The 14,664-nt window shown below is 39.6% G+C and carries 13 protein-coding genes and 1 pseudogene; 6 read left to right on the top strand and 8 right to left on the bottom strand.

Features of this window, described 5'->3' with window-relative positions:
* Window positions 1-1,269, top strand: a 1,269-nt coding sequence (locus tag MMO38_RS15660; protein ID WP_241324104.1) for an FUSC family protein, incomplete at its 5' end; no start/stop codon positions are given.
* A gap of 21 nt (window positions 1,270-1,290) precedes the next feature.
* Here MMO38_RS15660 and MMO38_RS15655 read toward each other — a convergent pair.
* Window positions 1,291-2,502, bottom strand: coding sequence for an MFS transporter (locus MMO38_RS15655; protein WP_155757169.1), 1,212 nt, complete (start codon window positions 2,500-2,502; stop codon window positions 1,291-1,293).
* Between the two features lie 369 nt (window positions 2,503-2,871).
* On the bottom strand, window positions 2,872-3,243 hold the full coding sequence (locus tag MMO38_RS15650; protein WP_241324108.1) for a hypothetical protein: 372 nt from the start codon (window positions 3,241-3,243) through the stop codon (window positions 2,872-2,874).
* Between the two features lie 255 nt (window positions 3,244-3,498).
* On the opposite strand from MMO38_RS15650, the gene MMO38_RS15645 reads away from it, so the two are divergent.
* Window positions 3,499-4,089, top strand: a complete 591-nt coding sequence (locus tag MMO38_RS15645; protein ID WP_241324103.1) for an NAD(P)H-dependent oxidoreductase — start codon at window positions 3,499-3,501, stop codon at window positions 4,087-4,089.
* 12 nt (window positions 4,090-4,101) lie between these two features.
* Entirely contained in the window at window positions 4,102-4,416 is a 315-nt protein-coding gene (locus MMO38_RS15640) for a putative quinol monooxygenase (RefSeq protein WP_241324102.1), read from the top strand.
* Between the two features lie 259 nt (window positions 4,417-4,675).
* On the opposite strand, the gene MMO38_RS15635 is transcribed toward MMO38_RS15640, so the two are convergent.
* The 3 genes from MMO38_RS15635 to MMO38_RS15625 all read right to left on the bottom strand — a co-directional run bounded on the left by MMO38_RS15635 (window position 4,676) and on the right by MMO38_RS15625 (window position 8,348).
* Entirely contained in the window at window positions 4,676-5,440 is a 765-nt protein-coding gene (locus MMO38_RS15635) for a nucleotidyltransferase domain-containing protein (protein ID WP_241324101.1), read from the bottom strand.
* A 184-nt stretch (window positions 5,441-5,624) separates the two neighbouring features.
* Window positions 5,625-6,863, bottom strand: a complete 1,239-nt coding sequence (locus MMO38_RS15630; protein ID WP_241324100.1) for a caspase family protein — start codon at window positions 6,861-6,863, stop codon at window positions 5,625-5,627.
* 75 nt (window positions 6,864-6,938) lie between these two features.
* Window positions 6,939-8,348, bottom strand: coding sequence for an FAD-binding oxidoreductase (locus MMO38_RS15625; protein WP_004673120.1), 1,410 nt, complete (start codon window positions 8,346-8,348; stop codon window positions 6,939-6,941).
* A 363-nt stretch (window positions 8,349-8,711) separates the two neighbouring features.
* On the opposite strand from MMO38_RS15625, the gene serA reads away from it, so the two are divergent.
* The gene (serA, locus tag MMO38_RS15620) at window positions 8,712-9,944 is read left to right on the top strand and encodes a phosphoglycerate dehydrogenase (protein WP_004673121.1); all 1,233 of its coding nucleotides are present in this window, start codon (window positions 8,712-8,714) and stop codon (window positions 9,942-9,944) included.
* A gap of 53 nt (window positions 9,945-9,997) precedes the next feature.
* On the opposite strand, the gene MMO38_RS15615 is transcribed toward serA, so the two are convergent.
* Together MMO38_RS15615 and MMO38_RS15610 are read right to left on the bottom strand one after the other, a co-directional pair.
* Window positions 9,998-10,876: a M23 family metallopeptidase gene (locus tag MMO38_RS15615; protein ID WP_004673122.1), complete on the bottom strand. Its 879-nt coding sequence runs from the start codon at window positions 10,874-10,876 to the stop codon at window positions 9,998-10,000.
* 168 nt (window positions 10,877-11,044) lie between these two features.
* On the bottom strand, window positions 11,045-11,869 hold the full coding sequence (locus MMO38_RS15610) for a M23 family metallopeptidase (protein WP_004673123.1): 825 nt from the start codon (window positions 11,867-11,869) through the stop codon (window positions 11,045-11,047).
* Between the two features lie 435 nt (window positions 11,870-12,304).
* Between MMO38_RS15610 and MMO38_RS15605 the strand changes: the two genes are divergently transcribed.
* Both MMO38_RS15605 and MMO38_RS15600 read left to right on the top strand, forming a co-directional pair.
* Window positions 12,305-13,186, top strand: coding sequence for an EamA family transporter (locus MMO38_RS15605; protein WP_004673125.1), 882 nt, complete (start codon window positions 12,305-12,307; stop codon window positions 13,184-13,186).
* A gap of 92 nt (window positions 13,187-13,278) precedes the next feature.
* Window positions 13,279-14,142, top strand: a pseudogene (locus MMO38_RS15600) (EamA family transporter).
* A gap of 22 nt (window positions 14,143-14,164) precedes the next feature.
* On the opposite strand, the gene MMO38_RS15595 reads toward MMO38_RS15600, so the two are convergent.
* Window positions 14,165-14,611, bottom strand: coding sequence for a hemerythrin domain-containing protein (locus MMO38_RS15595; RefSeq protein ID WP_004673129.1), 447 nt, complete (start codon window positions 14,609-14,611; stop codon window positions 14,165-14,167).
* Window positions 14,612-14,664: the final 53 nt, after the last annotated feature.

The raw sequence follows: 14,664 nt of genomic DNA, 5'->3' as shown, positions 1-14,664 counted from the left end.
CATAAAACACCCTATCAAAACAGTCAACGGGCAGATGCAGCACTGGAAAATCTTGAAGCATCCATGAAAGATTGGATCGTTCAGCATCCTCATAATCTTGAGGTTAAAAATTTAGAACTCATTCTCAATAATTTAAAAAGTATCCATGAGCAATTCGCTCAACTGCAATTCAAGCAAAAAATCGAAACACTCTCCCCACAGCAACAACAGGCACACTTGAACTTGCTTGATGAAGATATTCAGGGTTTTCAGGATTTCTTCTTAAAAATTAAGCAACATCTCAGTCCACAGTCTGCCTTATTTCGTCATGCGGTTCGTTTAGCAATCGTCTTTGCCGTGGGTTATGCAATTTCTTTGTTGCCGTTTGCAAAAAATGGTTATTGGATTTTACTGACCAGCTTGTTTGTTTGTCAGATCACCTATTTTGCAACCAAAAGCCGCCTGAAACTCAGAACCATCGGCACGTTATTAGGTGTGCTGCTTGGCATACCCGTGCTTTATTTTGTACCCAGTATAGAAGGACAACTGGTCATTACCGTGATTAGCGGTGTGTATTTCTTCTATTTACGCCAAAAGAAATACGCGCTTGCCACGGTGATGGCAACACTGATGGTTTTATTGATTTTTAATCTAAAGGGCGCGGGTTTTAGTATTGTTTTACCAAGGATTGTCGATACGCTCATCGGTTGTGCAATCGCATGGTTAGCAGTGAACTTTATTTGGCCCGATTGGAACTTTCGTAATATCCCTGAAAATATACGCAAAAGTAGCCAAGCCACCATGAATTATTTGGATGCGGTCATCCAGCAATATCATCAAGGGCGTTCCAACGACCTTGAATATCGTAAAGCACGTCGTGCGGCACATAATGCCCAGATCGAACTGTCAAATATGATTTCGAGTCTCAGTACCGAACCACAGCCCAATCAAGAACTCATCCATTATGCATTTCGCTACTTAGTTTATAGTCATAGTCAATTGAGCTATGTTTCTGCTCTCGGCCATCAACGTATTCAAATTCAAGATCAACATATTTTGGCGCTGTTAGATCAAAGTGGCGAATTAATCAAACACAGCTTGATCCAACAACAACAGCCAATTCCAAATCAACAGATTGAAGACATATTAATCAAAATTCAGCACTTAAATTCACAAGGTCAGGTCTCAGAGCAAAATCAATTGCTGTTAAAGCAAATGAGTCTATTACTCGAGACCCTCACTGAACTGGTGATGTTGAAAAATAAACTTCTAGAACTCGAAATTCAGTAATCAACGGACACCTCATCCGTTCTAATTTATCCCTTGTTGCTGACGTGTTTGCATCACCTGTTTCAGCGCAGCACGCGGTTGAGCAAACCATAAAGCAATCAAAGCCACACTCGCGAGTGCAAAAGCCCAAATGTGGAAATGCGTATAAAGTACCCGTACCAGTTCAATAATGACAAAGAAACTCATCATCATGATCATCGACACTGCGGCTGCAACTGTCCCCTTCGATACTTCTGAAGACATTAAGGCAAAACGATACATCACGGAGAAGCTAATCCCTTCACCAAAACTGATCAAGGTCATGCCGATCAATAAACATGGCACCAAATAGATCGGCCAAATCACGCCAAGCAATAAGAACAACGTCCCAAATAACATGATGGGTAAACCCACCAAAATGGTTTTACCTAAAGCAAAACGATCCATCACTTTGATCAAGACAATATTGCCCGCAATCAAACCAAAGAATATCGGGAACTGTGCCAAACCATATTGCATGCTGCTCAGTTTCAACTCATCCACCAAAATGATCGGTGATAAGGCAATCCATAGCATCAAGGGCATCGCCACCAGTGGTAAAGCAAGGCTTAAACCCAAGAAATGGCGATTGGTAAACACCTTTTTAAAGTCATCAAACATATAGCTAAAAGGCTGTTTCACTCTGCTTTGTTGTTGTGATGGCATAAATTTCTTCAGACCAAACCAACTCAAGAATGAAACTGCGGCAATCGCGACAAAGCCCCAATGCCAAGAAATATGTTCAATGAGAAATGCACCGAGTACAGGACCAAGTAAAGGTGCTAATAATGAAATATTTGCCATCAGTGCCATGACTTTAATGGCATCTCGCTCTTCAAATGTTTCTTGAATTGCGGCATAACCAACCGCTGAAATAACAGTTAAGCCAATACCTTGCAAGAAACGCAAGGCCAAGAATTGTTCAATATTATGCGTCAATAAAATCAACAAACAGCAGACTGTAAAGAATGCCACGCCTGCCAATAATACTGTTTTACGCCCAAGTCGATCTGAAAGTGGTCCAAGCAGCCAAGCGACACTGGCACCACCCAACAAATAGAATGACATCGACGAAGGTGCCCACGTCGCACTGACACCAAATTCTTGGGTAATCGACAGCATTGCAGGCTGTATCAAGTCATTACCGATATAAACCGCAAACTCAAATAGCACTAAAGCTAAAGGAAACATGAGCGTTATACGGTTTAACGTCATATTTTGATTATTCGTCATCATGTTCTATTCACAAAAACAACCAATTCGGGTGCGTCCCATTTCCATACAAAGAAAATAGGATCATCACCACACGATTTTATGGTTTAGATTTAAATTAAATTTTGATTTTCATGCTGTGAGAGCGCATGTAATAAATGTGAAAACACCGTATTCACTAGGTGTATATAAGAAAAACAATCTATTTACGTGAGCTTGGTAAATGTTTTACCTTTTGGCAAAATTGCCAGACGCAACTTTAGCATTATTTCAAAATGACCGCAATTTGAGCAATTGTTTTAATATGTGAATAACAATCAAGTTATCCACAGCTTTGCTGATCTTTCATCCAATCTCAAATGAGTTTTACGTTTAAGGGCATAAATCAAACTGGAATGTCGCAGTATTCTCCCCTCTAGCACATTGATAACTTTGTTTCTTATTCACAACTTTCCAAACTGCTTGATCGCGTTTTAATTGATATTCGGTTCGAACGGCAATCACAGAATCATCAAGTTGAGTTTGTTCAACCGTAATTTCTGCCTCGCTTGGATTTTCTGCGCTATTAAATTGTTGATCGATCTTTAAATTAGTTTCTTCATTGAATAGATTCGGTTGATCCAATAACACGGCATGTATCGCTGTACTTTTTTGTACCGCAGTTTGCTGCTGCGACTGAGCTATGGGCTGATTACATGCTGTTAAAAAAATTCCGCATCCTAAAATCATCAAAATTTTATGCATTTTTAATCTTCCATCACAACACTGCTTATTCATATTAACGCCCCAGAACAAATCGTACAGCACAAGTATGTATATAACTTGCAAATGAATTTGTATTCCCCTCTCACATTGCGATCGCAGCAATGAAATCTACTATTGATCAGCTCAACTATTGATTTTTGATCAATAGTATTTTGCCTATTTATGTATTTTTACTCATGAATAGATTTCCTAAAATGCCGTCAAGTTTTAGCAATCTATTTTTTGAGTTCTCCCATGACTAAGATTTTAATTATTAACGGTGCCAAACAATTCGCCCACTCCAATGGTGAGTTGAATGACACCTTAACTGACTTTTCTGAAGGGCATTTAAAAAACTTAGGTCATCGCGTACAAGTCACTCGTACTGACAGTGACTATGACATCCATGCCGAAATTGAAAAATACTTATGGGCAGATGTGGTGATTTATCAAATGCCAGGCTGGTGGATGGGTGCACCGTGGACCATGAAGAAATACATTGATGATATATTTACCATTGGTCATGGTTCACTGTATGCCAGCGATGGGCGTAGTCGTTCAGACGCATCTAAAAAATATGGTTCAGGTGGTTTGATTCAAGGCAAGAAATACATGTTGTCTTTAACATGGAATGCACCAATGGAAGCCTTTACCGATCCTGATCAATTCTTTCACGGCGTTGGGGTTGATGGAGTTTATCTACCTTTTCACAAAGCCAATCAATTTTTAGGTATGGAATCACTCCCAACGTTTATCGTGAATGATGTGATCAAAATGCCGAATGTTCCAAGCTATATAGAAGCGTACAAAGTTCATTTAGATCAGCTTTTTGCAACTGCTAACTAAGAGGGAAATAATATGCTTACTATTATCGCTGAAATCCGTACTCATCAAGGTACTGAACACCGCCAAGCAGTGTTAGATGCTTTCCAAAAAATCATTCCAACTGTACTGGCTGAAGATGGTTGTCATGGCTATGCGCCATTGATTGATCATTTACCTGCAATTGAAATGCAGACACAGGATGAAAATAGCATTGTGATGTTGGAGCAATGGGAAAGCACAGCTCATCTTGAAGCGCATATGCAAACGGCACATATGCTGAAGCATTTTGAGGCGACCAAAGATCATGTAGCTGATGTAAAAGTGCGTATTTTGGAAAGTGGGATTTAGAACAAAGATTGGTTATTTATCAAATCCTCATAAAATATATGATACTCGGTAATGTCATCTGCAACCTGCGTGATTTCAAGAAGATGCTGTTTCTGCGATAAATTTTAATTAATGCAAGAAGTGAACAGGTTTTGCAGATGACAATGCCTTTGGTTACTTTGGGCAAAACCAAAGTAACTCCAGCCGAAGGCTAATCTTAAATATGAATGAGAACACAATACGACTCCGCCAAGATAAAGCAAAATATAAGCAAATGATTTTACTTATAATAATGCTGCTTCAAATGGCGACTATATTCCGTTAAATAACGCTCTAAGCCCTCACGTCGATCAGCTTTTTGCATTTCTTTAGCAGCTAATTTCTCAATCTTGGTTTCCAATAAATGAAGAATCGCTGCTTGTTCCACTTCTGGAAGTTGAGCTTTCTCTTTCTGCTGCTTTTTAATTTCTAAATAATCTTCTGCCCAATGACGCAATGGATCATTTGAATCAACTTGTGCAAATAAATCAGTAATCAATAATTCTGGCATCACTTCTTGGGTTGCCAACTCAGCCGACATCAAACCACGAATCGAATAAAATACTTTTTTATAAGTAAAATTATCTGCGGTTTGCATGACTTTCATCCCACCTTTGGCGAGTGACAAATAGTGGTGATACAACGCGCTATAATCGATTCGCTCAAGCAATCCATCTCGAAAGGTTTGCCATTCTGGAAAGGCATTAAAATAAACAATATGTGCTCTTACCCACTCCAAAACCGTGGGGTTACTTTTAGCCAATAGCCCAAACATTTTGTCTAAATCATAAGAAACAAAATCAAAATCACCGTCCATGATTTCGATCAAATCACGGTACTTTTTATAGTCAAAATACTGTTCTTTACTCGGTAAATGAAAACCACGCACATCATAGTCACTGTCAGGGCTAGCCATCCCCCATAAACGGCTACCACTTTCAATATAAAATAATGGGATATCTTGGCGTTGTTGAAACAGTTTTTCGATTTCGTGATGGATGTTCATTTGTATTACTTCTCAAACGTAGGTAAATCAACTGGTTGAATATTATTAATTTCTTCAATATTAGGATTAGGTTCAAATTTAAGCTAAGCTTTTTCATCCAATGTTTGAATTCTGAATTTTAAATCCTTCTTCATTGTATGGAATTTCAATACACCCACAAGCAGCGAATGCATGAGGTAGCATCTTATAAAAATATGCTCTTATCAGTAATAGAAAATTCTAAATCGTTGATGAGTTCATAAGTTAGAGAGTTTTTTAAGACAGCTTTACATTCACTTTCAGCATATTTATCAATAATATTTTCAATTGTTTCTTTGGCATTACCATCTAATAAATCACCTAATTGAATTTTTCGAACAGGGTTAAATGAGAAATTTAATGTCTCAACCCAATAATTTGGATATGCCGTCCCCAAAGACTGTCCTACTTCAATCAAGATACTAAGGTAATTTTTGTCATCCCTCATAATCTTGTATGAAATCTGAAAATCAAATCCAATTTCTTTACTACTTTTTATAGCGTAATCAATATCATCTACCATGAATTTTCTAACTTCATTAATGATAGAATACCCTAGTTGTTGAACATAAATATTTATAAAATTGCTTTGCGAATGATTTGTCTCACTAAAAAATGGGAGTTTACAATCTGCTTCAATTTTTATTTTAGGGTCTATATCTAATGGCAAACTAATTTCACTGATAGTCAATTTTTTATTATCTTGTTTTCTTCTAAAAATATATGTTCCTCCCTCATCTCCAGTATGAGAAAGAGTGCCAAATTGAGGAGTTTGTCGTAAATCTTCTCTAAAATTTCTAATCGTCTCTTCGGAAAGAGTATTGAATGTTAACTCTTGCTTATCATAACTACTTAGAACCTGCACTAATGCGATGTTAAAGGGGCTATTTTTTGCTACACCATCGCTTACTTTTTCAATTCCTCCAGAAGTTAAAGCCTGTCTTGATTTACTCTTAACTAATGCATTAATGCCTCCCCCCCTTATACTTTCAAAAATTGCACCTGAAAAACAACTATCTGAAATTAAAGCAATATGCTTGGCTTTTGAGGCTGTAAAAAAATCCATTAAATCCCGTAAATTAAACCACGTCGTAGGATCATTACTATCAGAATCTGAGCAATACCAATAGTTAGTTTTTAAATACTCATTATAATCGCCATGCCCAGCAAAAATAACTAAAACAGTATCATTATCTAAAGCATTTATCATTTCCTGATTAAGATTGTTATAAAGAAAAGATAATGTTGTTTGCTCTGGTTTATGATAAAGAATTAAATCAGGATCATTGAAATATTTTTCTGTAAGCACCCCTATCAAACTGTTTATATCATTCAAACAATTTTTCAAATTACTAATTTCTTGTGATTTATACTCGTCTATGGCTATTGCAATTATTTTATCCATTATTCTTTAACCTAAAAATTAAAAAGCGCATCTTTAGATACACTTTTAACAGAACTTCTTTTATTTAATCAAGCATTAAAGATCAAATAATTTCCCAGGGTTCATAATCCCATTCGGGTCAAATGCCAACTTCAATGCTTTCATATATTCAATTTCCTCAGGCGAGCGTGAATATTCCAAATATGGTTTCTTGGTCATGCCCACACCATGCTCGGCAGAGATTGAACCATCATATTTTTTCACAGTGTCAAATACGTATTTATTCACCACCTGACACTTCGCAAAGAACTCATCTTTGGTGAGGTTTTCAGGTTTTAAAATATTTAAGTGCAAATTACCGTCACCAATATGGCCAAACCAACAAATCTCAAAATCTGGATAGTTATCAGCAACAATTGCATCAATCTCTTTGATAAATGCAGGTACATGCGTAATCAGTACCGAAATATCATTTTTATAAGGAATAAACGGCGCAATAGACTCTGAAATATCTTCACGCAAACGCCATAAGCTTTGCGCTTGCTCTAAACTTTGGCTCATCACCCCATCAATGACCCAACCCTGTTCCATACAATGCTCGAAAATCTGCATAGCTTTATCCATGATTGGCTCATACGGCGCTTCAAATTCGAGTAATACATAGAACGGGCATTGCGTTTCAAATGGACGCTGTACATGACCGCGATCCAAAACTTTTTGCATTGCGACTTCACCAAAGAACTCAAACGCGGTTAAGTCAATTTCTTTTTGGAAAGCATGCAATACAGGCATCACCGCTTCAAAGTCAGGTGTACCCAATACCATCACTTGCAGGTTTTGTGGTTGACGTTCCAACTTTATCTCAGCTTCAGTGACTAAACCAAGCGTCCCCTCACCACCAATGAATAAATGCTGCAAGGCATAACCCGTGGCATTCTTAATCATGCCTTTATTGATACGAAGAATATCACCCTTACCTGTCACCACCGTTAGACCAAGCACCCAGTTTCGGGTCATACCGTATTTGATAACTTTAATGCCGCCTGCATTGGTTCCGATATTTCCGCCGATTTGGCTTGAGCCAGTTGAGGCAAAATCAACTGGATAACACATCCCTTGTTGTTCTGCATAGTTCTGCAACTGTTCAGTGACCACACCAGCTTGAACTCGCACCATACGATCGGCTGGGAAGAACTCCAAGATTTGGTTCATCTTGTCAAAGCTAATCACGATCTCACCGTTGGCTGCCACCGCACCTGCTGAAAGTCCAGTACGCCCACCTGACGGCGTAATCGCAACATTAAACTGATTGGCAAGTTTAACGATGGCTTGAACCTGTTCCGTGCTTGAAGGAAAAACGATGACTGAAGGGTTCGGATCAAAATGTTTAGTATGATCTCGTCCCCAATTTTCCAAACTATCGGCATCGGTTTTAATACGGTTTTCACCCACAATTGCCGTTAATTGGGTCAATAACTCAGGTGTTAAAGCGACTGAAGCATTCATCGTTTACAGGCCTAGCAAGAAGTAAATATAGGACTTTTGAATAACAAGTAATGATCTTTCAATCTCTTGAAGCGTTGATCATTGGAGGTATCCAAAATATAGAAACTTTACAGAACAGCTCAAACCATTTGATTTCTAGGTTTGACCATCAGATAACTACATTTTACATAGAAGCGAGCATTGGATAAAGCATTGCATCAAGATACTGTCATAAGACACGGTCAATCCTGAAAATCAATCAACATTTCCATGGAAAATGATCAGTATTTCCACGCTGGAATTTGCAATGAAATCGCCCTCATTTTGATCAAACATGGTATGATACGGCGATTTAAATTCGACCTGATATAGCGTAGAGCCGTTATGAGCCAACATCTATCACTCCCTAAAGATAAAATCCGTTTTCTATTGTTAGAGGGCGTTCATCAAAATGCCATCGATACTTTAAACGCTGCGGGTTATACCAATATCGATTACCACAAAACTGCACTTGAAGGCGATGCTTTAAAAGAAGCGGTCAAAGATGCTCACTTTATTGGTATTCGTTCGCGTACTCAATTGACTGAAGAGATCTTTGAAGCAGCGAATAAATTGATTGCGGTAGGTTGTTTCTGTATCGGTACCAACCAAGTCGATTTAAAAGCAGCGATGTCTCGCGGTATCCCTGTTTTCAACGCACCGTATTCAAATACACGTTCAGTGGCTGAATTGGTTCTAGCAGAAGCAATTTTATTACTTCGTCGCGTTCCTGAAAAATCAAAAGATACCCACGCAGGCGGCTGGAACAAAGCGGCAGTTGGTTCTTTTGAAACACGTGGCAAGACTTTAGGTATCGTTGGTTACGGTTCAATCGGTTCACAACTTTCTGTTTTAGCTGAAAGCTTGGGTATGAAAGTGATCTACTTTGATGCTGTGACCAAATTACCTCTAGGTAATGCACGTCAAGTGGGTTCTATGGATGAGTTGTTAGCGACTGCTGATGTGGTTTCTTTACACGTTCCAGATGTTCCATCAACGCGTAATTTCTTCAAGAAAGAACAATTTGCGAAAATGAAACAAGGTTCAATCTTTATTAATGCTGCACGTGGAACATGTGTGATTATCGAAGATTTAGCTGATGCGATTAAATCGGGTCACATTGCTGGTGCCGCGGTTGACGTCTTCCCTAAAGAGCCAAAAGCCAATGGCGAAGAGTTTATTTCACCGCTTCGTGGTTTAGACAATGTTATTTTAACCCCACACGTGGGTGGTTCTACCATGGAAGCGCAAGCCAACATTGGTTTAGAAGTTGCTGAAAAATTCGTTTCTTATTCAGATAAAGGTATGACACTTTCTGCGGTTAACTTCCCAGAAATCGCATTACCACTTTCTGATGGTCAACATCGTTTGCTTCACATCCATAAAAACGTTCCGGGTGTATTATCTAAGATCAACACCTTATTTGCAGAACAAGGCATCAACATTTCGGGTCAGTCTTTAATGACCAAAGGTGATATCGGCTACCTCGTTATGGATGTCGATGCATCTGCTTCTCAAGAAGCACTTGATACCCTAAATCATGTTGAAGGTACGATTCGCGTTCGCGTATTGTTCTAAAACACGCTGACTTAAAAAATCACAGCTTTGGCTGTGATTTTTTTTGCTACGTCTTAAGGACAGTTGGGAATCACCACCCCATTATTGTCTTTGGCTTGATCATTGCCCCAACGTGACAGCATAAATGCAGACACCCATTGATTGGTTGGACCTACATCTAAGTCTGTTTTTAACCACCAATGATTCCATTGTGCGCCTGTCGCATTCTGAACTTTTGGTCCCCACACCTTACAGTAAACATAACTCGTACCTTTATACAGCGTTCCAGTAACCGTACCTCCGGGGCTAGAACGACCATTGGCATCGCCCCACGTATCTACCCAATATTTATTTCCAGTCGGTGGAGGTGGCGGTGTTGTATTCGGACAGTTTGCACTGGTTCTGACTATAGGGGAGTTTGGTACCATATATAACCATTCACCTTGGACTATCGGGTTCACAATATGCTGATTGCCTGCATCATTCAGACCCGGTGCATATAACTGTTCATAATGTAAATGAGGAATACCGGGTGATCCGACATCTCCCATATAGCCCACCACATCACCTTGTTTAACCGTTGTACCAACAGGCACATGGCTACTCATATGCATATAGGTGCTAAACCAACCATTGCCATGTCGAATTTCGATCCCACCGGGATAGAACGTCTGATGGACGAAACCGTCTGCCGATGCAGTAATTGGACTGCCTGTAAACATGCCCATACGATACATATCAATTTTTTTATCATCAGGATTATGCCCTTGATAGGTTTTTAATTCGATTTGCGCACCGCAGGGAAAAGGAAGTTTGAAAGCAGGACGATTCGGTAATGGATCAGCAGAAAAAGAATGCGTTGAAACCATTGCAAGCACTGCACAGGCGATGGTTTTATATCTATTTTTTAGAATAATGCTGGTCATTAATGGCGGGATTTGTATTTCAAACATCGTTTATTATCCTTATTATTGGACTGCTTCCATAAAGCCTTTGTATTTCTCCCGATGAGAAAAATATAAAAGACTAAATATTCATGAAAGAGATTTATTGATCAGTTTTTTTATTTTTTAGATATGCCGTTCCATTGAACAGCACATTGTCATTAGATCGCTTAAATATTAAGGACAATTTGGAATCACAGTACCATTATTATCTTTTGCTTCATCATTACCCCAACGTGACAGCATGAAAGCTGAAACCCACTGATTGGCTGGACCCACATCTAAATCGGTTTTTAACCACCAATGATTCCATTGCGTTCCTGTCGCGTTTTGGATTTTTGGCCCCCAAACCTTACAGTAGGTATAATGTGTGCCCTTGTATAAAGTGCCCGTAACCGTACCGCCCGGACTAGAGCGACCATTGGCATCGCCCCATGTATCCACCCAGTATTTATTTCCAGTTGGTGGAGGCGGCGGTGTTGTACCACCACATCCATTATCACTGGTCAAGACTCTTTGACCGTAACTGTATGGATAAGGTGCCAGTGACTTGCCATTGATGACAATGCTTTGCGCTGAATTATTCAGACGCTGTTCAAAGTGTAAATGCGCACCCGTACTTTGCCCTGTACTTCCTACCGTACCAATTTGATGACCCTGACCAATTGAAGCACCGACATTGACATTAATACTATTCAAATGAAAATAGTGGGTAGACCAACCGTTGCCATGATTGACCACCACCATATTGCCAGCACCACCATTCCAGCCAATAGAACTTACCGATACTGTTCCACCTGCTGAAGCCAATACGGCGGCACCTGAAGTTGCTCCATTATCCCATCGTACCCAGTCCAAGGCATTATAATTATGACCTGAGTAGGTGCTATAACTCCACGTTTGTCCACAGGCGAAAGGGGCTTTGAAGGAAGGCGCTGCGTAAGCTGCAAAAGGAACGAATGTCATTATACCAATGGCAAAAGCTCGTTTTAGTTTTAACATTTAATTGTCTCCATCATTATTATTTCATTTAAAGCATTATCATTTTTAGCGTTTTAATTAAGATGTACGGGGTCTTGATTGCCCCAAAATTTTATAGCAGACAAATCGTAAATTTGGTCTGTGAATCAGACGAACTGCATGCTTTCAAGCGACTATTCACACGATTAGCAGACCATTGCACGCTAAGAAAAATTTATATGACCCACACTTTCCAGCATTTACTGAGCAACCAATCTCAAAAAGGAACTGCATTTCGCGCCAATCAACCAAGTCCACAAACAAATAATATTTAAAAAAATATTAAAGTTAATTCAAGAGCCACGAGCGTATAAAACCTCAGGCCGCAATAAACTAAAATTCTGCTCGTCTCAACCCAGATCTTTGGTTAGAATTCAATTATTATGTGAAAGTTACACTAACTCAATTGCTGATTAAATGTCCAACTCAATTCTAAAGTCTCCGCTGTCTGCCATAGCATTATTGATGCTTGCGATGATCTGTGTCCAAGGCAGTGGTTCTTTAGCCAAAATGTTATTTCAGAGTTTTCCGGTATTAACGGTCTCCGCGATGCGCTTGTGTTTTGGTGCACTCATTTTGGCTGTGATTTTTAAAATCTGGACCATTGATTTTCGTACAGTTCGCTGGAAAGCCATCCTGAGTTATGGTGTTGCGTTGGCAGGTATGAATGGGTTGTTCTATTTATCGCTTGAACGTTTACCGCTTGGTCTTGCCGTTGCCTTTGAATTTATTGGACCTTTAAGTGTCGCGCTCTACTACGCTCGCCAAAAATATGACTTTATCTGGGTCGGTTGTGCGATTTTTGGCTTAGCGTTATTGTTCCCAATGCAACAAGCGCAACAAAGTCTCGATTTGGTGGGGGTATTTTTTGCTGTCAGTGCAGGTGCGTGTTGGGCCATGTATATTATTGCAGGACAGAAGCCCTCAGGCATTTCTGGCAACCATACCGTTTGTTTAGGTATGAGTATTGGTATGCTCTGTTTACTGCCATTTGCTGCTTTTTCTGGAGCGATGGATCGTGTATTCGAACTCCCCAATTTATATTATTTTATTGGGCTTGCTATTCTCGCCAGTGCCTTGCCATTCTCATTGGAAATGATCGCTTTGCGTAATCTAACACCACTGAGTTTTGGGACTTTGATGAGTCTAGAACCTGCTGTTGCCGCACTTTCTGGATTTGTATTTCTCGGTGAAAAACTATTGTGGAATCAATGGCTCGCTCTTGCCACCATCATCATCGCCTCAATTGGTTGTACCTTTACCATGCAACGTGCTCGTCAACAAAAAGAGGTTAAATAAAATGCCGCTTTGCAATAAAAATGTACCTGTCCGAGCGTATGATCATCATGCCTGTTGTTTAGGTTTTCTTAAACTTATTTTGTAGATCTGCCATGAAAAATCTTCAATTGGTTGCAGTGCTATACATGGTTTTATCCATGGTTGCCTATCAGATTAGTGCCTCATTTGCCAAGCAACTGATCACCACACTCGACCCACTGACAGTGACGATTTTAAGGCTTTGCTTTGCGACCATTATCGTGGCAATCATGTTCCGCTCATGGACAATTTTATCCAAACTCAAACAACTCAAATGGCGAGATCTATTGCTTTATAGTGCTTCTTTGGGCTGTATGAATATCTTGTTTTATACCTCTTTAGGTAAACTGCCCCAAGGGATTGCCGTCGGTTTGGAATTCATTGGACCTTTGAGTTTGGCCTTGCTCTCAATCAAACAGCGTAGTGATTATATTTAGGTGGTTTTTGCAATATTAGGGATTGCACTGATGGTACCGTGGCACGATGCCAATCAAGATAATTTTTCTTATATCGGTGCAGCATGTGCTCTCGGTGCTGGATTTTTCTGGGCCTTTTATATTTATTATGGACATCGTGTTGCGCAACAAAATATCGGCATGCATGCGCTCACCATTGCGATTGGTTTATCGGCATTGATCCTATTGCCTTTTGGTCTATGGAATAACGCCCCAGTCTTACTTGACACCCAATACTGGGGCAAAGCCTTAGTCATTGCAGTGCTAGCGACAGCTATACCTTATGCACTCGACTTAATGGCCCTCAAACGCTTAAGTAAACTCAGCTATGGCACGCTCACCAGCCTAGCACCCGCATTAGCTGCTTTGGCAGGCCTAGTCATCCTGCATGAGCAAATCAGCTTGATTCAATGGGTTGCACTTGCTTGTATTATGGCGGCATCCATCGGTGTAACTTTACGCGGGGAAAAACAAGTTCCGTGACATGGTGAAGGAACACTGAATATTAAGTTTCAGAGACCTTATATTTACCATATTCCTTTAAATATTTCTGAGCGAGGCTTTCTTTCTCGCGATCAGAGAGGATTTTCCCAGCCTGTTGAAAAAATGTATGTTCTTCTTCTTTTAAGTGATGATGAACTGTCTCACTGAGCTGTTTAGCAGTTGCCAACCAGCTCGGATTACTCATATCTGTTTCTTCTAGTTTTTCGATCAATTCATCCATTTCATGGTGTTCTGCCAAAGCATGTCGGGTAATACCTAAACCCACATCATCAAACATCAATGGAATATATAAATAGCGATCCTCGGCAACCGAATGAGCATATAATTCATTTTTTAATAATTTAAATAATTGTTTTCGTTCATCACTCATACCACTGGTCGCAATGAGTTTCTGAGCTAGGCTACGTTGTTGCTCATGACTTTCTCGGAGTGCTTCAAATATATTCATCGATCACCTCTATGATTGGCTAACATCATCAACATAGGATTTAAATCCATTAT

Origin of the sequence: Acinetobacter sp. NIPH 1852, from assembly GCF_022549455.1 — a bacterium.
Lineage (GTDB): Bacteria > Pseudomonadota > Gammaproteobacteria > Pseudomonadales > Moraxellaceae > Acinetobacter.
The sequence above is the reverse complement of the archived record's forward strand: the minus strand, read 5'-3'. Positions and strand labels throughout refer to the sequence as shown.

Excerpts from the sequence above, each read along its gene's own strand:
- MMO38_RS15655 (WP_155757169.1), bottom strand. The coding sequence starts at position 2,502 with ATGACGTTAAACCGTATAACGCTCATGTTTCCTTTAGCTTTAGTGCTA.
- MMO38_RS15650 (WP_241324108.1), bottom strand. The coding sequence starts at position 3,243 with ATGCATAAAATTTTGATGATTTTAGGATGCGGAATTTTTTTAACAGCA.
- MMO38_RS15645 (WP_241324103.1), top strand. The coding sequence starts at position 3,499 with ATGACTAAGATTTTAATTATTAACGGTGCCAAACAATTCGCCCACTCC.
- MMO38_RS15640 (WP_241324102.1), top strand. The coding sequence starts at position 4,102 with ATGCTTACTATTATCGCTGAAATCCGTACTCATCAAGGTACTGAACAC.
- MMO38_RS15635 (WP_241324101.1), bottom strand. The coding sequence starts at position 5,440 with ATGAACATCCATCACGAAATCGAAAAACTGTTTCAACAACGCCAAGAT.
- MMO38_RS15630 (WP_241324100.1), bottom strand. The coding sequence starts at position 6,863 with ATGGATAAAATAATTGCAATAGCCATAGACGAGTATAAATCACAAGAA.
- MMO38_RS15625 (WP_004673120.1), bottom strand. The coding sequence starts at position 8,348 with ATGAATGCTTCAGTCGCTTTAACACCTGAGTTATTGACCCAATTAACG.
- serA (WP_004673121.1), top strand. The coding sequence starts at position 8,712 with ATGAGCCAACATCTATCACTCCCTAAAGATAAAATCCGTTTTCTATTG.
- MMO38_RS15615 (WP_004673122.1), bottom strand. The coding sequence starts at position 10,876 with ATGTTTGAAATACAAATCCCGCCATTAATGACCAGCATTATTCTAAAA.
- MMO38_RS15610 (WP_004673123.1), bottom strand. The coding sequence starts at position 11,869 with ATGTTAAAACTAAAACGAGCTTTTGCCATTGGTATAATGACATTCGTT.
- MMO38_RS15605 (WP_004673125.1), top strand. The coding sequence starts at position 12,305 with ATGTCCAACTCAATTCTAAAGTCTCCGCTGTCTGCCATAGCATTATTG.
- MMO38_RS15595 (WP_004673129.1), bottom strand. The coding sequence starts at position 14,611 with ATGAATATATTTGAAGCACTCCGAGAAAGTCATGAGCAACAACGTAGC.